The sequence below is a fragment of the Bradyrhizobium quebecense genome, assembly GCF_013373795.3.
Taxonomy (GTDB): Bacteria; Pseudomonadota; Alphaproteobacteria; order Rhizobiales; family Xanthobacteraceae; genus Bradyrhizobium; species Bradyrhizobium quebecense.
This window is the reverse complement of the sequence record NZ_CP088022.1, coordinates 1,066,128-1,085,105: the sequence shown is the minus strand read 5'-3', so window position 1 is coordinate 1,085,105 and position 18,978 is coordinate 1,066,128. Positions and strand designations below refer to the sequence as shown.

Here is an 18,978-nt window from a genome sequence, read left to right as displayed (position 1 = left end):
GACACTGTGGCTAGCCGCTATTCCGCAACCCGGCCGAGATCCCGTTGATCGTGATCTGAATCCCGCGCAGCACCTGCTCGTCCGGGTTCTGCGCGCGGTGCTCCTTCAACAGCTCCACCTGCACGTGGTTGAGCGGGTCGAGATAGGGGAAGCGGTTGCGGATGCCGCGTTCCAGCAGCGGGTTGCCCTGCAGCAGCCGGTCGTGGCCCATGATGTCGAGCAGCGTCTCGATCGCAAGATGCCACTCGCGGCGGATCTGGCCGAAGATCTTCTCGCGCAGCGCGACGTCGGGCACCAGCTCAGCATAGCGCGAGGCGATCGCGATCGAGCTCTTCGCCAGCACCATGTCCATGTTGGAGAGCAGCGTCCGGAAGAACGGCCATTCCCTGTAGAGCTCCTGCAGGAACGGCATGCCTTGCTCGGGATGCTCGGCAATCCAGGTCTCGACGGCGCTGCCGAAGCCATACCAGCCCGGCAGCATCAGCCGGCATTGCGCCCAGGAGAACACCCAGGGAATGGCGCGCAGGTCCTCGATCTCGCGGGTCTTCTTGCGCGAGGCCGGACGGCTGCCGATGTTCAAGGTCGCGATCTCGTTGATGACGGTCGAGCCCCAGAAATAGTCGGCGAAGCCTTCGGTCTCATAGACGAGACCGCGATAAGCCTTGAACGCGAGCGCGGAAATTTCCTCCATCGCCTTGAGATATTCGCGGCGTGGCGCGCTCTGCCGCGGCTGCAACAGGCTGGTCTCGAGCGTTGCCGCCGCGAGAATCTCCAGATTGCTGCGACCGACCTCGGCATTGGAATATTTCGAGGAGATGATCTCGCCCTGCTCGGTGATGCGGATCTGGCCGTTCACCGCGCCGCCGGGCTGCGCGATGATCGCATCATAGCTCGGGCCGCCGCCGCGGCCAACCGAACCGCCGCGGCCGTGGAACAGGCGCAGCCGCACGCCGTGGCGCTCGAACACCTCGACGAGGCCGATCTCGGCCTTGTAGAGCTCCCAGCCCGAGGTGACGAAGCCGCCATCCTTGTTGCTGTCGGAATAGCCGAGCATCACCTCCTGCACGCTGCCGAGGCTGTCGACGAGCTTGCGATAGTCGTGCAGCACCAGCATGCGGTCCATGATGCCGCTCGAGGCCTGCAGATCCTCGATGGTCTCGAACAGCGGCACGATGTTGATGGCGCTGCGGCCGGACGGATTGACCAGCCCGACCTCCTTCAGCAGCACCGCCACCTCGAGCATGTCCGACATGCCCTTGCACATCGAGATGATGCACTGGGGGATCACCTCCGGGCCGAACTTGGCATGCGCCTCGGCCGCGGCGCGAAACACGGCGAGCTCGCTCTGGGTCTCCTCGGAATATTTGACGAAGGGCGAGGCCAGCGGCCGCGCGTTGCGCAATTCGCCGAGCAGCAGGCTGACGCGCGCGTCCTCGCCGAGCGCCAGATAGGACATGCCGGGATTTGCGGTGTCGAGCAGCTCGGCGATGGTGCGTTCATGCACCGCCGAGTTCTGGCGGATGTCGAGCCGCGCCAGATGGAAGCCGAAGCAATCCACCGCGCGCCGCAACTGCCGCAGCCGGCCGCGCGCGATCACGCCCGAATTGTTCGCGATCAGCGAGCGATTGAGCACGTCGAGATCGGCCTGGAACTCATTCACGCTCGCATAGGGTTCGGCCTTGCCGACCGGCGGCCGCGTGGTCTCGACCTCGAGCCGCATGGCGGTCGCCGCGAGCCGGGCATAGATGCCGGATACCGCCAGACGATACGGCTCGCCGCTCCGATGCGGAGAGGTGTCGGGCGAGCGCTCGGCGAGGATGCGCAATTCGTCCGAGATGTCGGCGAGATGTGCCGCGAGCGACAGCTCGGCGCCGAGCGTATGCAGCTGTTCGAGATAGAAGCTGAGGACCCGGCTCGACTGCAGCCGCAGCGTGCCGCGCATCACCTCCGCAGTGACGAACGGATTGCCGTCGCGGTCGCCGCCGATCCAGCTTCCCATCCGGAGGAACGAGGCGAGTTCGCCCGCCTCGCCGCCTTCGTTGTTCAGGCGGTCCTCCAGTGCGCAATGCACGCGCGGGACTTCCTGCAGGAAGGTGTAATCGTAGAACGACAGGCCGTTGGCGACCTCGTCGAGCACGGTCAGCTTGGTCCGGCGGAGCAGATTGGTCTGCCACAGCGTCACGACCGCGCGGCGCAGCTGTTCATCGCTGGCTTCGCTCTCCTCCGGCGTCATCTGCAGCCGCTCGCGGCGGTCGAGCAGGTGGGCGATCTCCATCTCGCGGTCCATCGTGCTCTTGCGGCGCACCTCGGTCGGATGCGCGGTCAATACCGGGCTGACCAGCGCGTTCTTGAAGAAGCTGCGCAGGTCGGCCGGGCTGATGCCGGCCTGGCGGGCATGGACCAGCGTCTGCTCCAGCGTGCTCGGCCGCGGCGCCCCGCTGGGGCCGCGGCTGCGCATCTGGCGAATGTTGTTCTGGTCCTCGGCAATGTTGGCGAGGTGGGAGAAATAGCTGAAGGCGCGGACGATCTGCAGCGTCTCGGCAATCGACATGCCGTCGAGGATGCCTTCCAGTTCGCGCCGCGCCAGCTTGTCCTCGTCGCGATGGAACCGGACCGAGGTCTGGCGGATGCGCTCGACCAGGTCGAACACGTCGGCCCCTTCCTGGTCGCGCACGGTGTCGCCCAGCACGCGCCCCAGGAGCCGGATGTCGTTCCGGAGCCGTGCATCCTCCTCTTGTGCCGCCTTCTCAAGGAGACTGGCTTCTGCGGCACTCCTGGCACCGATGTCGGTGTCGGAAGGCATGGTCTGGGGTGACATGGCGGGCTACTCCAGAGGCTGCCGGGTTCCTCCCGAGTGTGCGCTTTTTTTGCCGCAGCGCAAGATGAACTTGGAAGCGGTGCACACTCGGCCGGCGTCCCTGCGAAAGCAGGGAACCATAACCACCGATATCCGAGGTTGGCATCAGACGGGGCCGCAGCTCGCGCAACGGGGAAATCGGTGGTTATAGGTAACGGGTCGCGCTTCGCTTGCCGGGGACGACAGCAAGTTTGCGGCCCTAGATCCTCCGCCCCGCCCGTTCCCAATACGGATCGCGCAGCCGGCGCTTGAAGATTTTTCCGGAATCCTCCCGCGGCAAATTGGTCTGGATCTCGATGTGCTTGGGCACCTTGTAGTCGGCGAGCGCGGTCTTGAGCTGGCCGCGGACGGAGGCGATGTCGAGCGTGACGCCGGGCTGCGGCTCGACCACCGCCATCAGCGCTTCGCCGAACTCGGCGTCGGGAATGCCGAACACCGCGCAATCATGTACGCCGGGCACCGCATGCAGCACGGCCTCGATCTCGGCCGGATAGATGTTGACGCCGCCTGATATCACCATGTCGCGCTTGCGGTCGCAGATGAAGACGTAGCCGTCCGCGTCGATATAGCCGACGTCGCCCGAGGTGATGAATCCCTGCCGGTCGATCTCGGCGCGTTTCTCGGACTTGTTGTGATAGGTGAAATCGGGATTGCCTGCGATCCGCGAGTAGATCTCGCCGATCTGCCCCTGCGGCACCTCCTTGCCGTCGTCGCCGATGAAGCGAAGCTCGGCGCCGGGCGAGATCTTTCCGACCGTGCCGGGCTTCTTCAGCGCGTCCTCGGAATTAGCGAACGTCACCGCACCTGACTCGGTCGAGCCGTAGAATTCGTAGATCACCGGTCCCCACCATTCGATCATGGCGCGCTTGACGTCGGGCGGACAGGGCGCGGCGGCATGGATGATGTGGCGCAGCGACGACATGTCGTACTTCCGGCGCACCTCCTCCGGCAGCTTCATCAGGCGGATGAACATCGTCGGCACCATGAAGATGGTGTCGATCTTCTCGCGCTCGATCAGCTGCAGAAATTCCTCCGCGTCGAAACGCGGCATCAGCACCAGCGCGCCGCCGAGCTTGCCGGAACGCAGCCCGAAGGAATTGGGCGCCGAATGGTAGAGCGGTCCCGGCAGGATCGCGCGCGCTCCCGGCCTCAGGCCGTAGATCATCCCGCGCATCGCTTCCGCATTGGCGGTCTGCTCCGGCGTCGGCGCGAAGCGGCGCACGCCCTTCGGATGGCCTGTCGTGCCCGAGGTGTAGATCATGTTCTGCGGCTGCGGCACCACAGGGCCGTCATAGCGCGGGAACTGCGCCAGCCAGGATTCGAAATCGATCGCGAAATCCGGCGTCGCGAGGTGATCGGGATTGATCTTGTAGTTGGCGAGGATTTCCGGGGGCGTCGGCACGCTGAGCACGGTGACATCGGCTGGGATCGCGCCGCGTAGCGGGTGCAGCATGTCGGCATGGCCGATCAGGACGCGCGTGCCGGAATCCGTCAGCACGTAGTTGATCTCCTCCGGCTTGAAGTGCCAGTTGATCGGCACGCCATAGGCGCCGAGCCGCATCGCCGCGTAGGCCGCCTCGATGAAGGCGATGTCGTTGCGCATCAGCATGCAGACGCTGTCGCCCGGCTTGACGCCGAGCTTGTTCAGGCCGCTCGCAATGCGATCGGTGCGCTCGGCGACCGCAGCGTGATCGCGACGGCGACCGCCGCTGATCATGCCAAGGAAGGGTTGGGACGTTTCCATTTTGTCTTGATCCGATCTCTCGTCGGGTTACGCGGTCATTCCGGGATGGTCCGAAGGACCAGACCCGGAATCTCGAGATTCCGGGTTCGATGCCGCGCATCGCCCCGGAATGACGCGGCGGTCGCTACCCCGCATCCGCAAACCTTGGCGCGCGCTTCTCCAGATTGGCGCGCACGGATTCGGTCTGGTTCGGACTGCCGAGCAACTTCTGCTGCTCGACGGATTCCGCAAGCAGCGCGGCGGCCGGATCGACCGACAGATTGTTCAGCATCCGCTTCGCAGCACGGATCGCATCCGGGCTCTTGCCGGCGATCTCGCGCGCGACCTCGAGCGCGGCGGCGCGCGGATCGTCGCAGACTCGGGTGGCGAGGCCGTAGCTCTGGGCTTCCTGCGCCGAGAAGATCCGGCCGGTAAAGGTGAGCTCGCGCAGGATATCGTCGCGCACGAGGCTCGCGAGGATCGGCGTGCCGGCCATGTCGGGGACGAGGCCCCATTTGATCTCCATGATCGACATCCGCGCATCTCGCGACAGGAAGCGCATGTCGGTGCCGAGCGCGAGCTGGAAGCCGCCGCCGAACGCGACGCCATGGACCGCGGCGATCACGGGCACCGGAAGCTGGCGCCAGCCCCAGACCGCCTGCTGCGCGAAATTGGCTTTGCCATGGGTGCGGATCGTGAGGTCGCGGTTCTCGCCGCCCGGCACTCCGTTACCGCCGTCCTTCATGGCAGCGAACCGGCCCATGTCCAGGCCGGCGCAGAAGGCCCGTCCCTCGCCGGAGAGCACGACCACCCGGACGGCTTTTTCCTTGGAAAGCCGGTCGGTTGCGCCGACCAATGCCTCGAACATCGCGGCATCGAGCGCGTTCATCTTGTCCGCCCGCACCAGGCGGACATCGGCGATACCGTCTGAAATCGATATCGAAACGCGATCTTCCATCATTCCCTCCGCTTTGTTCCCTGAGTTGGCGCTTTACACAAAGGCCGTTGTCCGCTTTTAGTCAATCGACCAATTAACTGACAACCCCCGTGGAGGAAACGATGTTCTCTGATCAGCTTCTTGCCGGGCGGCGCATACTGGTAACCGGTGGTGGCACCGGCCTCGGCAAGGCCATGGCCTCGCGGTTCCTGCAGCTCGGGGCCGAGGTGCATATCTGCGGCCGCCGCAAGAGCGTCTGCGACGAAACCGCCACCGAGTTGATGGCCGAGCATGGCGGGCGCGTGGTCAGCCACGGCGTCGATATCCGCAATGCGATGGCGGTCGACGAGATGATCGAGGCGATCTGGACCACCAGCGGTCCCCTCACCGATCTGATCAACAACGCTGCCGGCAACTTCATCTCGCGCTCGGAAGAGCTCTCCGCGCGAGGGTTCGATGCAGTGGCTAACATCGTGATGCACGGCACCTTCTATGTGACGCACGCGGTGGGCCGGCGCTGGATCGCCGGCGGGCATCGCGGCAATGTGGTGTCGATCACCGTGACCTGGGTGCGCAACGGCTCGCCCTACGTGGTACCGTCGGCGATGAGCAAGTCGGCGATCCATGCCATGACCATGTCGCTTGCGGTCGAATGGGGCCGCCACGGCATCCGCCTCAACACCATCGCGCCTGGCGAGATCCCGACCGAGGGCATGAGCAAGCGCATCAAGCCCGGCGACGAGGCCGGCGCGCGGACCAAGGCGATGAACCCGATGGGCCGGGTCGGCACCATGGAGGAGTTGCAGAACCTTGCGGTGTTCCTGATCTCCGGCGGCTGCGACTGGATCAACGGCGAGACCATCGCCATGGACGGCGCGCAGGCGCTCGCGATGGGCGGCAATTTCTATCAACTCCGCGACTGGAGCGACGACGACTGGACCAAGGCGCGCGAGTCGATCAAGGCCCAGAACGAGAAGGATCGCGCGGCGCGGGGCTGAAGCCCGCGCTTGCGCCTCAACCACCATAGTCGTCCCGGCGAAGACCGGGACCCATAGCCATCGCTCCGCACCGTTGAGCTCGCTGGGGTCCCAGCGTCGCGCCACAATTGCATTCGTGGTTAGGGGTCCCGGCCTTCGCCGGGACGAGAAATAGCGCGGCCACTTCCTCCGTATTGTTTTTCCCGCGCGATGCCGCCACACTCCGCGCAACCAAAACAAGACGTCACGGGGGAAACATGTCCGACGCGCCGAAACTGAGCAACCTTGCCGACATGGTGCGCGACCGCGCCAGCAGCCGCGGCGATGCGCTGGCCTATGAGTTCGAGGGCCGGCAGACCTCCTTCGCCGAGTTCGACATCAAGACCAACCGCGTCGCCAACGCGCTGATCGCGATGGACATCAAGAAAGGCGAGCGGATCGCCTATCTCGGCAAGAACAGCGACTTCTATTTTGAATTGCTGATGGGCGCGATGAAAGCCGGCGTGGTGATGGCGCCGGTGAACTGGCGCCTCGCCGGCCCCGAGGTCGCCTTCATCGTCGACGACTGCAAGGCACCCGTCCTGTTCGTCGGCCCCGAATTCATCACGCAGGCGCGCAGCATCAGGGACAAGCTACCCAGCGTCCGCACCATCATCACGACCGACGGCGGGGCGCCGGAATGGCCCGACTATCTCGCCTGGCGCGACGCGCAGAGCGGCGACGACCCATGCATCGCGATCGAGCCGAAAGACATCGCGATCCAGCTCTATACCTCGGGCACCACGGGCAAGCCGAAGGGCGCGATGCTGTCGCACGCCAATTTCCTCAATCTGGTGCAGAGCGGCAACGAGGCCGAAAAGCCGGAATGGAACCGGTGGACCACCGACGACGTTTCGCTGGTCGCGATGCCGATCTTCCACATCGGCGGCTCCGGCTGGGGCGTGATGGGGCTCTATCATGGCGCTCGCGGCGTGATCGCGCGCGAGTTCGACCCGACCAAGGTGCTCGACTTCTTCGAGCAGTCCGGCATCACCAAGCTGTTCATGGTGCCGGCCGCGATGCAGTTCGTGGTGCGGCAGCCGCGCGCGCGGCAGGTCGACTTTTCCCGTTTGAAGTACATGCTTTATGGCGCCTCGCCGATTCCGGCGGCGCTGCTGAAGGAGTGCATCGAGGTCTTCAAATGCGGCTTCGTGCAGATGTACGGCATGACCGAGACCACCGGGACCATCGTCGCGCTGCCGCCGGAGGATCATGTCGAGGGGCTCGACCGCATGCGCTCCGCCGGCAAGGCGCTGCCCGGCATCGAGCTTGCGATCCTCGATCCGGATGGCAAGCCGCTGCCGCCGGGCCAAGTCGGCGAGATCGCCACTCGCTCCGGCTCCAATATGGCCGGCTACTGGAATCTGCCCGAGGCCACCGCGCGCACCATCGATAGCGACGGCTGGCTGCGCACCGGCGATGCCGGCTACATGGACAGTGACGGCTATCTCTACATCCACGACCGCATCAAGGACATGATCATCTCCGGCGGCGAGAACATCTACCCGGCCGAAGTCGAGAGCGCGCTGTGCGATCACCCGGACGTCGCGGAAGCCGCCGTGATCGGCATTCCCGACGACAAATGGGGCGAGGCGGTGAAGGCGGTGGTGGTGATGAAGCCGGGCAAAAGCGCGACGGCCACCGACATCATCAACTTCACCCGCGAGCGGATTGCCGGCTACAAGACGCCGAAATCGGTGGACTTCATCCCCGCGCTGCCGCGCAACCCGTCGGGCAAGATTTTGCGGCGGAGCCTGCGTGAACCGTATTGGGCGGGCAAGGACCGGCAGGTGAACTAACCTCCCCTGCCGTCCCGGCGAAGGCCGGGACGACGACGGAAGAGAAGCGCTCATCAAGCTTTCTTCATCCTCTCCCGCAGGACGCGCCAGCGCTCCTGCGCTTCCTCCGGCCAGATGTCTCTCCGATCGTAATATTCGGCGAACACCTTGGCGCCCGGCGGGAATGTGACCCAGGGCTGCTTGGACGACGTGAAGATGTGGACATCGGGCGGGCACAGGCTCGGATCATCCAGCGTGCCGACGCGGACGAAGCGCACCGCCGGCCCAGCGCCCGGATAATTGCTCCAGACCGCGACCTTGCAGCGCGGGCAGCGGGCAATCTTCTGCCCCTTGCCGCTCGCCGATGGCGTGTCCACGATCTTGGGCTCGGCCGCGATGTGCTCGACCCGCTCGGCCTCGTACATCGCATTGAGTGCGTGCACGGTGCCGGTCTCCCGCTGGCACCATGTGCAATGGCAGGCATGCACGATCAACGGCCTGCCGGTGAGGCGGTAGCGGATGTTTCTGCAGGTGCATCCACCTTCCATCTCGTGCCGCCTCCCCGGTCATTGCCTCAATGCTTGCCGGCGCCCATGTAGCCGAACAGGAAGCCCGCCACCTTACGCTTCTGGATTTCCTCGCTGCCTTCGGTGATGCGATAGCGGCGGTGATGGCGATAGATGTGCTCGAACGGCTTGTGCCGCGAATAGCCCATGCCGCCATGCACCTGCATCGCGCGGTCGGCGGCCTCGCAGCACAGACGGTTTGCCCAGAAATTGCACATCGAGACCCGGTCGGACAGCGTGTGCTCGACCTGCGCCTGGGTCAGCTGGTCCATCTCCCATGCGGTCTTGCGGATCAACAGCCGCAGCATCTCGGCCTGGGTCGCGAGCTCGACCAGCGGCCACTGGATCGCCTGGTTCTCCGCCAGCGCCTTGCCGAACGGTTTTCGCTCACGGGCATACTTCACACTTTCATTAATGCAATAGACCGCAGCGCCGAGCGAGCTTGCCGCCTGGCGGATGCGGTTCTCGTGCACGAAGCATTGCGCCAGCGACAGGCCGCGGCCGACCTCACCGAACTGCGCATCCTCAGGCACGAACACGTCAGTGAAGCTGACCCGCGGATGATCGGTCGGCATGTTGAAGGTCCACATATACTCCTCGACCTTCACGCCCGCCGATTTCGCCGGCACCAGGAAGCAGGTGATGCCGCGCGGGTCGCCGTCATTGCCCGAAGTGCGGGCAAACAGCGCGCAGTGCGTGGCGACGTGCATGCCGGTGGTCCACATCTTCTCGCCGTTGATGATCCAGCCCTTGACGTTGTCGCGGGTGGCCTGCACCGCCCTGGTCTCCATGTGCGTGGCGTCAGAGCCGTGCTCGGGTTCCGTCAGACCGAATGTGATGCGGTACTTGCCGGTGATCGAGCCGTCGATCATCGCCTTCTGCTCGTCGGTTCCATAGCGGTCGAGCATGGTGACCAGCGGAAGATTGCCGACGATCGAGTGCTCGTTCTGCAGGTCGTTGTGCAGGCCGAGACCTTTCGAGGCAAAATGCTCGCGGATCACAGCCATCCAAAGATTGGAGCCGTCCTTGCCGCCGTAACGTTTCGGGATCGCGAAGCGCAGATGACCCGCTGCATCGGCCAGGTTCTTGACCTTGCGCAGCAGCAATTCCCATTCATGGCGCGGCAGGCCGCCCTTGTCGAAATCGGTGCGCGCCCATTCGCGGCGATGGTCGAAGAAGCGGATGTTGTCGTCAGCCGCTTCCAGCGGCTTGACCTCGCGTTCGATGAAGCGATCGAGCTCGGCGAGATAGGCTGTCAGGTCAGCCGGCAGATTGAAATCCAAGGCGGTCACTCCCGAAGATCTTGTTGATTCTGGTTTTGCGTTTAGGCGCTATCGCACAGGCGCGTTCGGATCGATTAAGGTGAGAAGCACGCCGCCAAGTCAAGCAGGCCGACGAGGCTTGCACGCGCGGTCGCGTTGCGTAATTGGATGGCGCGGAACGAGGTGCAGGCGTTAGGATATCAGCCATATTCTTCGCCGCAGAAAATCGACGGGAGCAAACATGGATCTGAAATTCTCCAAGGTGACGCGCAAGGGTCCCATCACCATCGTGACGCTGTCGCGGCCCGAGGTTTACAACGCGCTGCATATCGACGCGCATTTCGAGCTCAACAAGGTGTTCGACGACTTCTCCGCCGATCCCGAGCAGTGGGTCGCGATCGTCACCGGCGCCGGCGACAAGGCGTTCTGCGCCGGCAACGACCTGAAATGGCAGGCCGCCGGCGGCAAGCGCGGCTGGGACAAGGGCGGCTTCGCCGGGCTGACCAGCCGCTTCGACTGCGACAAGCCGATCATCGCCGCCGTCAATGGCGTCGCAATGGGCGGCGGGTTCGAGATCGCGCTGGCCTGCGACCTGATCATCGCCTCCGAGAATGCGACCTTCGCCCTGCCCGAGCCGCGCGTCGGCCTTGCGGCACTCGCTGGCGGAGTCCACCGCTTGCCGCGCCAGATCGGGCTGAAGCGCGCCATGGGCATGATCCTGACCGCGCGCCATGTCAGCGCCAAGGAGGGTCTCGAGCTCGGCTTCGTCAATGAAGTGGTGCCGCAGGGCGAGGCGCTGGCCGCCGCCGAGCGCTGGGCCGAGACCATCACCAAGAACTCGCCGATGTCGATCCGCGCCTCCAAGCAGGCGATCCAGAAGGGCCTTGAAGTCTCGCTCGAGCAGGCAATGACCGAGCAGCGAGAGTATCCCGCGGTGAAGGCGATGGCCGCGTCGCAGGATTACATCGAAGGCCCGAAGGCGTTTTCAGAGAAGCGCCCGCCGAAGTGGCTCGGGCGGTAGCTGCTCTCTCCACTCGTCGTCCCGGCCGAGTGCGCAATTGCGCACTCGGCCGGGACGACGTTGGATGCATTGCGGCCAATTGAGCGCAGCGATACCCATCAGCGTCATCCGTGGGTCGTGATGGGTATGGCTTGCGCTCTACCAATCCTACTTTCCCAACTCCCTCTTGTAGGACGCGTAGTTCGGCTGATCGACAGCGAGCTTGTCCATCGTGGTCTGCCAGAGATGCTCCGGCAGGCCCGGAGTGTTCAGATCGACCTCGCCGCTTGCGATCTTCTCCGACAGCGCGCGGTTCAGCTCCATCAGCGTGCCGTCGGCGCCGAGCAGCGCCTTCAGCCGTGCGGCCTCCGTCGCGTCACCGGCTTCCGCGAGCGCGAGCTGCCGGGTCACCAGATCGAGCGCATTGATGCCGACGCGCAGTTTGAAGCCGTTGTGGCCCTTGATTACAGGCGCGATCTCGTTGCGCAGGAAATCGGCGACGGCCTTGATCAGTTCGGTGGGTGTCGGTTCGTCCTGCATGTCATTTGCTCTCTTTTTTGCGCATGATCGATTCCGAAAACCAGATGCCGCTTTTCGGGATCATGCGCGCGGAGCCAGCAACCGCAACAGATCGATCTCGGTCTCCGATGCGCGGCGCCCGATCATCGCGCGCTCCATCGAATGATCGGGGCCGGCGCGGAAGCGCTGCATCATTCCGCAGCACATCACGCCCCAGCGCAGCGTGCCCATCACTTCCCAGAACATCACGCGGTCGGGGTCGGCCTTGCGGCCGGCTTCCTCATAGCCTGCGAACAGATCCTCGCGGGTGCCGAAACCGCCGACCGGCTTGTCGATCTCGCCGAAGCGCCAGGAATTGACGCAGATCCAGCCCAGGTCCTCCATGGGATCGCCGAAATGCGCGAGCTCCCAGTCGAGCACCGCGCGCACACCGTCGGGACCGATGATCAGGTTGCCGTGGCGGAAATCGCCATGCACCAGCGTCACCTCGGACGACGGCCCGGGATCGTGATCGCGCAGCCAGCGCAGCGCCAGCTCGAACACCGGCCGCGGCCAGTTGAAGCTGTGATACTCGCGGGAGAGATCCTCGATCTCCCTGGTTGCGGTCAGGCTGCGCAGCTTCGGCAGCTTGGCCTGCGGCAGGCTGTGGATGCCGGCGATGACGCGACCGAGCTGACGGGCCAGGATCGGCCGCGCCTTGGCGAATTCCTCGTCGCGCAAAATTTTCCGCGCGATGGTCTCGCCCTCGACGCGGGCCATGATGAAGCCGCGGCCAAGGCCGTCCTCCGGCGTCAGCACATGCATCACCTTCGGCGACGGCAGGCCCGCGTCATGCGCGAGCTGCATCAGCGTCGCCTCGGCCTCGAGGCCGGCGGCGCGGCCGGGCGCGGCACCGTAGCCCGGCGGCGCGCGGCGCAGGATCGCGCCGACATTGCCGTCCGGGTGCACGATGTCGAACGTCCAGGTCTCCTGGCTGGCGCCGCCGGAGAGCTTCGCGGCGCCGGTGACGCCGGTCGCGCCCGGGTGAAACGCGGCGACGCAGCGCCTGAGTTCGGTCTCGATCATTTGCCCTTGAACTTCGCCGGCCGCTTCTCGAGAAACGCGGTGACGCCTTCCTTGAAATCCTCGGCGCGGCCCGCAATCCGCTGCGACTCGCATTCCAGATTGAGCTGATCTTCGAGAGTGTTTTCCGGGCTGTCCCAATAGAGCTTGCGGATCAGCGACAGCGCGATCGTCGGGCCGTTGGCGAGGTCGTGCGCAAGCTTCATGGTTTCCTCCATCAGCGCGGCGTCGTCATAGACGCGGTTGACGAGGCCCCATTCCAGCGCCTTCTCGGCCGGCAGCCGTTCGCCGAGCAGCGACAGCTCGACCGAGCGCGCCTTGCCGATCAGCCGCGGCAGCAGCCAGGTCGAACCGCAATCCGGCACAAGGCCGATGCGGCGGAACGCCTGCAGGAAATAGGACGAGCGCGCGCACAGGATCAGGTCGCCCATCAATGCAAAACTCATCCCGGCGCCGGCGGCTGGGCCGTTCACCGCCGTCACGATCGGACAGTGCAGCTTACGCAATCGGCGCAGGAACGGATGGAACGCGGTCTCCAGCGCCGCGCCGGCGTTGCTCCTGCCGGGCTTCTGCTGCTGGTTGCGGCCCTGCAGATTGGCGCCGGTACAGAAGGCGCGGCCCGCGCCCGTGATCACCAGGCAGCGCACCTCGTCGCGCTTGTCGTCGATCGCATCGAGCGCCTCGGCAAGCCCGCCCAGCATGTCGATCGAGACTGCGTTCATGACTTCCTGATGGTCGAGTTTGAGGATCGCGACCGATCCGTCGAAGTCGAGCGTGACGTGCTTGAACTGCATGGTTTCCTCTTTAAGTTGTCTTGCTTACGTTGTCTTGGCGGTTGGTACCGCGGTAGGTCGATGGGTCGACCTATATTTGGACCCATATTTGATTTTTGTGCCGGGCTTGTCCATGGTCGACGGCAAGCCCATCCGTGAACGCGTGATTAGCGCGCACCAAACCAAATGGAAACCCCAATGAGTGGCATCTTCGATCTCACCGGCCGCGTCGCTGTCATCACCGGCGGCAATGGCGGAATCGGCCTCGGCATCGCGCAGGCGCTCAACGCTGCCGGCTGCAACGTCGCGATCTGGGGCCGCAACGCGGAAAAAAACGCCAACGCCGCCGCCTCGATGAAGGCCGGCCCCGGCAAGGTCGCCACCCAATTCTGCGACGTCAGCGATCCCGGCTCGGTCAAGACCGCGATGAAGGCGACGCTCGACACCTTCGGCCGCGTCGACGGCTGCTTCGCCAATGCCGGCATCGGCGGCGGCGGACGCCGCTCCTTCATCGACCGCACCGAGGAGGAATGGCGACGGATGTTCGCAACCAATCTCGACGGCGTGTTCCACGTATTCCAGGCTGCGGCACGCCACATGACCGAGCGGTCCGAGGCCGGTGACAAGTTCGGCCGTCTCGTCGCGACCTCGAGCCTCGCCTCGCTGTTCGGCACCGCGCGCAACGAGCACTATGCCGGCACCAAGGCCGCGCTGAACGCGCTGTGCCGCGCGCTCGCCGTCGAACTCGCTCGCCACGGCGTCACCGCGAACGCGATCCTGCCCGGCTGGATCAAGAGCGACATGACCGCCGGCATCATGGCCAACGACAAGTTCGTCGCCAACGTGATGCCGCGCATCCCGGTACGCCGCTTCGGCGAGCCGAGCGATTTCGGCGGCATCGCCGTCTACCTCATGAGCAAGGCGTCGTCCTATCATACGGCGGATTGCTTCGTGATCGACGGTGGGTACACGGCGTTTTGAGTTTCTGCGGCCGCCACATTCACCGCCGTCGTCCCGGCGAAGGCCGGGACCCATATGTGGACGGCCCCCGTGGCACAAGAGCTTTCTGGGATTGGTCGGATCGCTGTCATCCATATGTCCGGCCTGTTTGATGCGATCGTGTTGATCGCTGGGCCAAGATGGTTTCCGCGACGCGAGTGCCAAACAACCTGGCGACCTTGTGAAGGCCAATGGGTCCCGCGGCTTGTCTCGCGTTCTGGATCGATCGATCATTCCATCTGCTCTTGCAGCTCCGGTTCGTCCGGCGAGCGCTACGTCCGGCCGGCCGACCTGTTAGGTGACAGCGTTCATGCGTGCGGCATCATAGCTCTCGCCGGTCGCCATCAGCTTCCAGGCGATGCGGGCCACCTTGTTGGCGAGCGCCACGGCCGCAAGCTTCGGCGGCTTGCGCCTGAGCAACGCCACGAGCCAGCGCGAGGGGTGGCCGCGCCCGAGCCTTGCCTGCCGGATCACCGCGGTCGCCCCGGCCACGAGCAGGCGACGCAGGGTCTCGTCGCCAGCGCGGGTGATCTTGCCGAGCCTGGTTTTGCCGGCGGTGGAATGGTCCTTGGGCGTCAGGCCGAGCCAGGCCGCGAACAAGCGGCCGGAGCGGAAGGCGTGCGGGTCCGGCGTCTTCATCACAAGCGAGGTCGCGATGATCGGACCGACCGAGGGGATCTGGGCCAGACGACGGCTTGTGGCGTTGGCCTGGTGCCAGGCCAGCAGCCTGGCCTCGACCGCCTTCAGCTCACCCTGCAACTGCGCATAGTCACGGCCCTGCATGGCGAACAGCTCGCGCGCCATAGCGGGAACGCTCTCGTCCTGCGTGATCCGGGCCAACAGCGGCTCGATCTTGTCCAACCCCTTCGGCGCGATCAGGCCAAACTCCGCCGCGTAGCCGCGGATCGCATTGCTGAGCTGGGTACGGCGGCCGATCAGCCCATCGCGGACACCTGCAAGCATCAGCGCGGCCTGCTGTTCGGCGCTCTTCACCGGCACAAACCGCATCCGCGGTCGGCCCATCGCTTCGCACACCCCATCCGCATCTCGCCCGTCGTTCTTGTTCCGCAGCACATAAGGCTTCACCAACTGCGGCGCTATCAGCTTCACCTCATGGCCAAGCTTGCCAAGCTCGCGCCCCCAGTAATGAGCCGCCCCGCAGGCCTCCATCCCGATCACGGTCGGCGGAAGCTTGGCAAAAAACTCAAGCACCTGCTTGCGCGACAGCTTCTTGCGCAACACCGGCTGTTCCGCCGCGTCAACTCCATGCAGCACAAAAATATGCTTCGACGTATCCATCCCAATACGGATAATCTCTCTCACGGACGGTCTCCTTGTCTGAGATTTACAACAACCTCATTCTGGCACACTGATGCCGTAGGGGGCCGTCCACACCATCAACCACAGGACGCCGTTGTTGAAGCAAGCTGGGGCCACAGCGTCGTAACGCAATGAGCAACGGTGGTTATGGGTCCCGGGTCGCGCTGCGCTTGCCCGGGACGACATCGAATATGTGGTGCCAAATTGAATCATACATCCGCATCCTCGCGGCGCTGGCGCGTCCGAGTCTTAGGTTAACTTACTCCTCTGATTGAACAGAGGGCGCAGGGAATGCCGGGTGCCGATCGCACCCATGGGCCCCGAGCAAAAGGTGGATGAATGGATTTCGGGCTCGTGCTTCGCACGCCCCGGAATGACGAAAGGAGAGTGCGCAGCGCGATGCAGCGTCGCTTCCGTCGCGGCAAAACTGCTGCTAAGCGTTCGAGCGGCAAGCACGCAACAAAGCGGCTTTGGTCAACAACAGGGAGGATATTTCAGATGTTTTCACACGTGATGGTTGGCACCAACGATCTGGACAAGGCCAAGGCGTTTTATGATGCGCTGCTCGGCACGCTCGATGTCCGGCCGGCCCGGGTCGACGGTCACCGCATTATGTACCTCACCAAGGCCGGCATTTTCATGGTTTCCAAGCCGATCAACGGCGAACCGGCGACGCACGCCAATGGCGGCACGATCGGCTTTGCCTGCTCTTCGCCGGAGCAGGTCGAGGCTTGGCACGCGGCCGGCATCGCCAATGGCGGCAAGACCTGCGAGGACCCGCCGGGCGTGCGGGAAGGCAGCGGCATCAAGCTCTACCTCGCCTATCTGCGCGACCTCGACGGCAACAAGATCTGCGCAATGCATCGGATGATCTAACCGGCATCCGCTCGTCATGGCCGGGCTTGTCCCGGCCATCCACGTCTTCGTTATGTGGAAGACAAAACTTGGATGCCCGGCACAAGGCCGTGCATGACGAGTGTGTGGAAAGACGGCGTTCAAACAACGTTTGAAACGCCATCGCGATATTCCGCGATGCGGTAGGGGTGATCGGAAAATCGGTGCTCGCGCTTCGCGCCGCACGCGTTTATTGTCCGCCGCGAAACGCGCCTTCGCGACGGGAGAAACGACAATGAAGCATGCCTATGTGCCGCGCACCACGAACTACACGCTCAATCCTGGCGACGAGCTCAACGACCTCCGCATGTCGGAAAAGGTCCGTCCGCTCTACGACCATGTGAAGCAGTTCATCCGCGACACGGTCGACCCGATGTCGGTCGAGTTCTATCGCGCCGGCGAGAAGAAGACCGACCGCTGGAGCTTCACGGACGAGCAGCTCGCGATCCTGCAGAAGGCCAAGGACAAGGCAAAGGAAGTCGGTCTCTGGAACTTCTTCCTGCCCGACGCCGAAACCGGCGACGGCCTCAACAACCTCGACTACGCCTATATCGCCGCCGAGTTCGGCAAGAGCCCGCTGGCCTCCGAGACCATGAACTGCTCGGCGCCCGACACCGGCAACATGGAGGTGCTGGAGCGGGTCGGCACCAAGGCGCAGAAGGAGAAGTGGCTGAAGCCGCTGCTGAACGGCGAGATCCGGTCGGCCTATGCGATGACCGAGCCGAACGTCGCCTCCTCCGATGCCAAGAACATCTCGACCACCGCAAAGCTGGTCGGCGACGAGTGGGTGATCAACGGCGAGAAGTATTACATCTCCGGCGCCGGCGACCCGCGCTGCAAGATCATGATCGTGATGGTGAAGACCAATCCCGACGCGGCGCCGAGCAAGCAGCAGTCGCAGATCCTGGTGCCGATCGACACCCCCGGCGTCGAGATCCTCGGCCCGATGCACGTGTTCGGCCATGACCATGCGCCGCGCGGCCACATGCATCTGCGCTTCAACAATGTGAAGGTGCCGAAGGAGAACATGCTGCTCGGCGAAGGCCGCGGCTTCGAGATCTCGCAGGTCCGCCTTGGCCCTGGCCGCATCCATCATTGCATGCGCACCATCGGCAAGGCCGAGAAGGCGCTCGACATGATGGTGCAGCGCGGTCTCACCCGCGAAGCGTTCGGCAAGAAGATCGCCCATCTCGGCGGCAACATGCAGATCATTGCCCAGGCCCGCTGCGAGATCGAAGCGATGCGGTTGATGGTGTTGAAGGCCGCCAAGGCGATGGACGTGCTCGGCAACAAGGAAGCCCGCGTCTGGGTCTCGATGGTCAAGGCCATGGTCCCCGAGCGCGCCTGCAAGGTGATCGACCAGGCGATCCAGATGCACGGTGCCACCGGCATCTCGCAGTGGTCCCCGCTTGGCGAAATGTACCAGGACGTCCGCCATCTGCGCTTCGCCGACGGTCCGGACGAGGTGCACTGGATGGTGGTCGGCCGCCACGAGCTGAGCATGACGTAAGCTTGTCGTCTCCTCCCCGCGTGCGGGGAGACGAACAAGCGGAATCGTAGGGCGGGTTAGCGCAAGCGTAACCCGCCTTTTACTTTCTTGCCCGCTCGCGGCGGGTTACGCTTCGCTAACCCGCCCTACGTTTTCGGACACCCCATGGAATATTCCCCAAGCGACCTCAGCCAGCGCGAACGCTACAAGGTGCTGACCTCCTTCGTGCTGCCGCGGCCGATCGCCTGGGTGACGAGCCTCGGCACGGAAGGCGTGGTCAACGCGGCGCCGTTCTCGTTCTTCAACGTGTTCTGCGAGGACCCGCCGCTCTGCATGTTCGCGGTCAACCGAAGGCCCGACGGCCGCGAGAAGGACACGCTGGTCAATATCCAGCGCCTGGGCGAGTTCGTGGTCAATCTCACCGACGAACCACTGGCGCGCGCGATGCACGAGACTTCGGGCGATTTCCCGCCCGAGATCGGTGAGCCCGACTATCTCGGCCTGAAGCTCGCGCCCTCAAGCAGGATCGCGGTGCCCCGGCTTGCCGACGCGCCTTTCGCGATGGAGTGCAAGACCTGGAAGCTGATCGACGTCAACGGCGATCGCCAGCTGATCATGGGAGAAGGCATCCATTTCCACATCCGCGACGAATTGTGGGACCGTGACGCGATGCGCGTTCACATGGAGCGCTACCATCCGATCGGCCGCATGTTCGCGGACCGCTACTGCCGCACCGACGACCGCGTGGTGTTTCCCGCGGCCGAGGGCGCAAAGAACAAATAG

16 protein-coding genes are annotated in these 18,978 nt (G+C 64.5%); 7 read left to right on the top strand and 9 right to left on the bottom strand.

Features of this window, described 5'->3' with window-relative positions:
* Window positions 1-10: 10 nt before the first annotated feature.
* The 3 genes from ppc to HU230_RS05115 form a co-directional block, all read right to left on the bottom strand.
* Window positions 11-2,818, bottom strand: coding sequence for a phosphoenolpyruvate carboxylase (gene ppc / locus HU230_RS05125; protein ID WP_176532624.1), 2,808 nt, complete (start codon window positions 2,816-2,818; stop codon window positions 11-13).
* A gap of 238 nt (window positions 2,819-3,056) precedes the next feature.
* Entirely contained in the window at window positions 3,057-4,601 is a 1,545-nt protein-coding gene (locus tag HU230_RS05120) for an acyl-CoA synthetase (protein WP_176532625.1), read from the bottom strand.
* A 124-nt stretch (window positions 4,602-4,725) separates the two neighbouring features.
* A complete protein-coding gene (locus HU230_RS05115) occupies window positions 4,726-5,538 on the bottom strand; it encodes a crotonase/enoyl-CoA hydratase family protein (protein ID WP_176532626.1) in 813 nt (270 codons plus the stop codon).
* Between the two features lie 101 nt (window positions 5,539-5,639).
* Here HU230_RS05115 and HU230_RS05110 point away from each other — a divergent pair, with 101 nt between their 5' ends.
* On the top strand, window positions 5,640-6,515 hold the full coding sequence (locus tag HU230_RS05110) for an SDR family oxidoreductase (RefSeq protein ID WP_176532627.1): 876 nt from the start codon (window positions 5,640-5,642) through the stop codon (window positions 6,513-6,515).
* Window positions 6,516-6,751: 236 nt separating this feature from the next.
* Window positions 6,752-8,332 (top strand): fatty acid--CoA ligase, encoded by a 1,581-nt coding sequence (locus HU230_RS05105; protein WP_176532628.1) that lies wholly within the window; start codon window positions 6,752-6,754, stop codon window positions 8,330-8,332.
* A 53-nt stretch (window positions 8,333-8,385) separates the two neighbouring features.
* Here HU230_RS05105 and HU230_RS05100 read toward each other — a convergent pair whose 3' ends face one another.
* Complete coding sequence (locus tag HU230_RS05100) at window positions 8,386-8,859, bottom strand: GFA family protein (protein WP_176532629.1); 474 nt, start codon at window positions 8,857-8,859, stop codon at window positions 8,386-8,388.
* 26 nt (window positions 8,860-8,885) lie between these two features.
* Window positions 8,886-10,160: an acyl-CoA dehydrogenase family protein gene (locus HU230_RS05095; protein ID WP_176532630.1), complete on the bottom strand. Its 1,275-nt coding sequence runs from the start codon at window positions 10,158-10,160 to the stop codon at window positions 8,886-8,888.
* Between the two features lie 220 nt (window positions 10,161-10,380).
* Here HU230_RS05095 and HU230_RS05090 point away from each other — a divergent pair, with 220 nt between their 5' ends.
* Window positions 10,381-11,160 (top strand): enoyl-CoA hydratase-related protein, encoded by a 780-nt coding sequence (locus HU230_RS05090; protein ID WP_176532631.1) that lies wholly within the window; start codon window positions 10,381-10,383, stop codon window positions 11,158-11,160.
* Window positions 11,161-11,307: 147 nt separating this feature from the next.
* Here HU230_RS05090 and HU230_RS05085 read toward each other — a convergent pair whose 3' ends face one another.
* Genes HU230_RS05085 through HU230_RS05075 form a run of 3 tightly spaced genes read right to left on the bottom strand, consistent with a single transcriptional unit; the run spans window position 11,308 to window position 13,514 of the window.
* Window positions 11,308-11,679, bottom strand: coding sequence for a DUF6285 domain-containing protein (locus HU230_RS05085; protein WP_176532632.1), 372 nt, complete (start codon window positions 11,677-11,679; stop codon window positions 11,308-11,310).
* Window positions 11,680-11,739: 60 nt separating this feature from the next.
* On the bottom strand, window positions 11,740-12,723 hold the full coding sequence (locus HU230_RS05080; protein WP_176532633.1) for a phosphotransferase family protein: 984 nt from the start codon (window positions 12,721-12,723) through the stop codon (window positions 11,740-11,742).
* Entirely contained in the window at window positions 12,720-13,514 is a 795-nt protein-coding gene (locus HU230_RS05075; protein ID WP_176532634.1) for an enoyl-CoA hydratase/isomerase, read from the bottom strand. The genes HU230_RS05080 and HU230_RS05075 overlap by 4 nt, the downstream gene beginning before the upstream one ends.
* Before the next feature lie 177 nt (window positions 13,515-13,691).
* Between HU230_RS05075 and HU230_RS05070 the strand changes: the two genes are divergently transcribed.
* Entirely contained in the window at window positions 13,692-14,474 is a 783-nt protein-coding gene (locus HU230_RS05070; RefSeq protein WP_050626170.1) for an SDR family NAD(P)-dependent oxidoreductase, read from the top strand.
* Window positions 14,475-14,786: 312 nt separating this feature from the next.
* Here HU230_RS05070 and HU230_RS05065 read toward each other — a convergent pair whose 3' ends face one another.
* A complete protein-coding gene (locus HU230_RS05065; protein ID WP_176528479.1) occupies window positions 14,787-15,815 on the bottom strand; it encodes an IS110 family RNA-guided transposase in 1,029 nt (342 codons plus the stop codon).
* Window positions 15,816-16,310: 495 nt separating this feature from the next.
* On the opposite strand from HU230_RS05065, the gene HU230_RS05060 reads away from it, so the two are divergent.
* The 3 genes from HU230_RS05060 to HU230_RS05050 all read left to right on the top strand — a co-directional run bounded on the left by HU230_RS05060 (window position 16,311) and on the right by HU230_RS05050 (window position 18,978).
* The gene (locus HU230_RS05060) at window positions 16,311-16,688 is read left to right on the top strand and encodes a VOC family protein (protein WP_176532635.1); all 378 of its coding nucleotides are present in this window, start codon (window positions 16,311-16,313) and stop codon (window positions 16,686-16,688) included.
* A 253-nt stretch (window positions 16,689-16,941) separates the two neighbouring features.
* A complete protein-coding gene (locus HU230_RS05055; RefSeq protein WP_176532636.1) occupies window positions 16,942-18,216 on the top strand; it encodes an acyl-CoA dehydrogenase family protein in 1,275 nt (424 codons plus the stop codon).
* A 144-nt stretch (window positions 18,217-18,360) separates the two neighbouring features.
* Window positions 18,361-18,978 carry a flavin reductase family protein gene (locus HU230_RS05050; protein ID WP_176532637.1) on the top strand — a complete coding sequence of 206 codons (618 nt, stop codon included), beginning with the start codon at window positions 18,361-18,363 and terminating at the stop codon, window positions 18,976-18,978.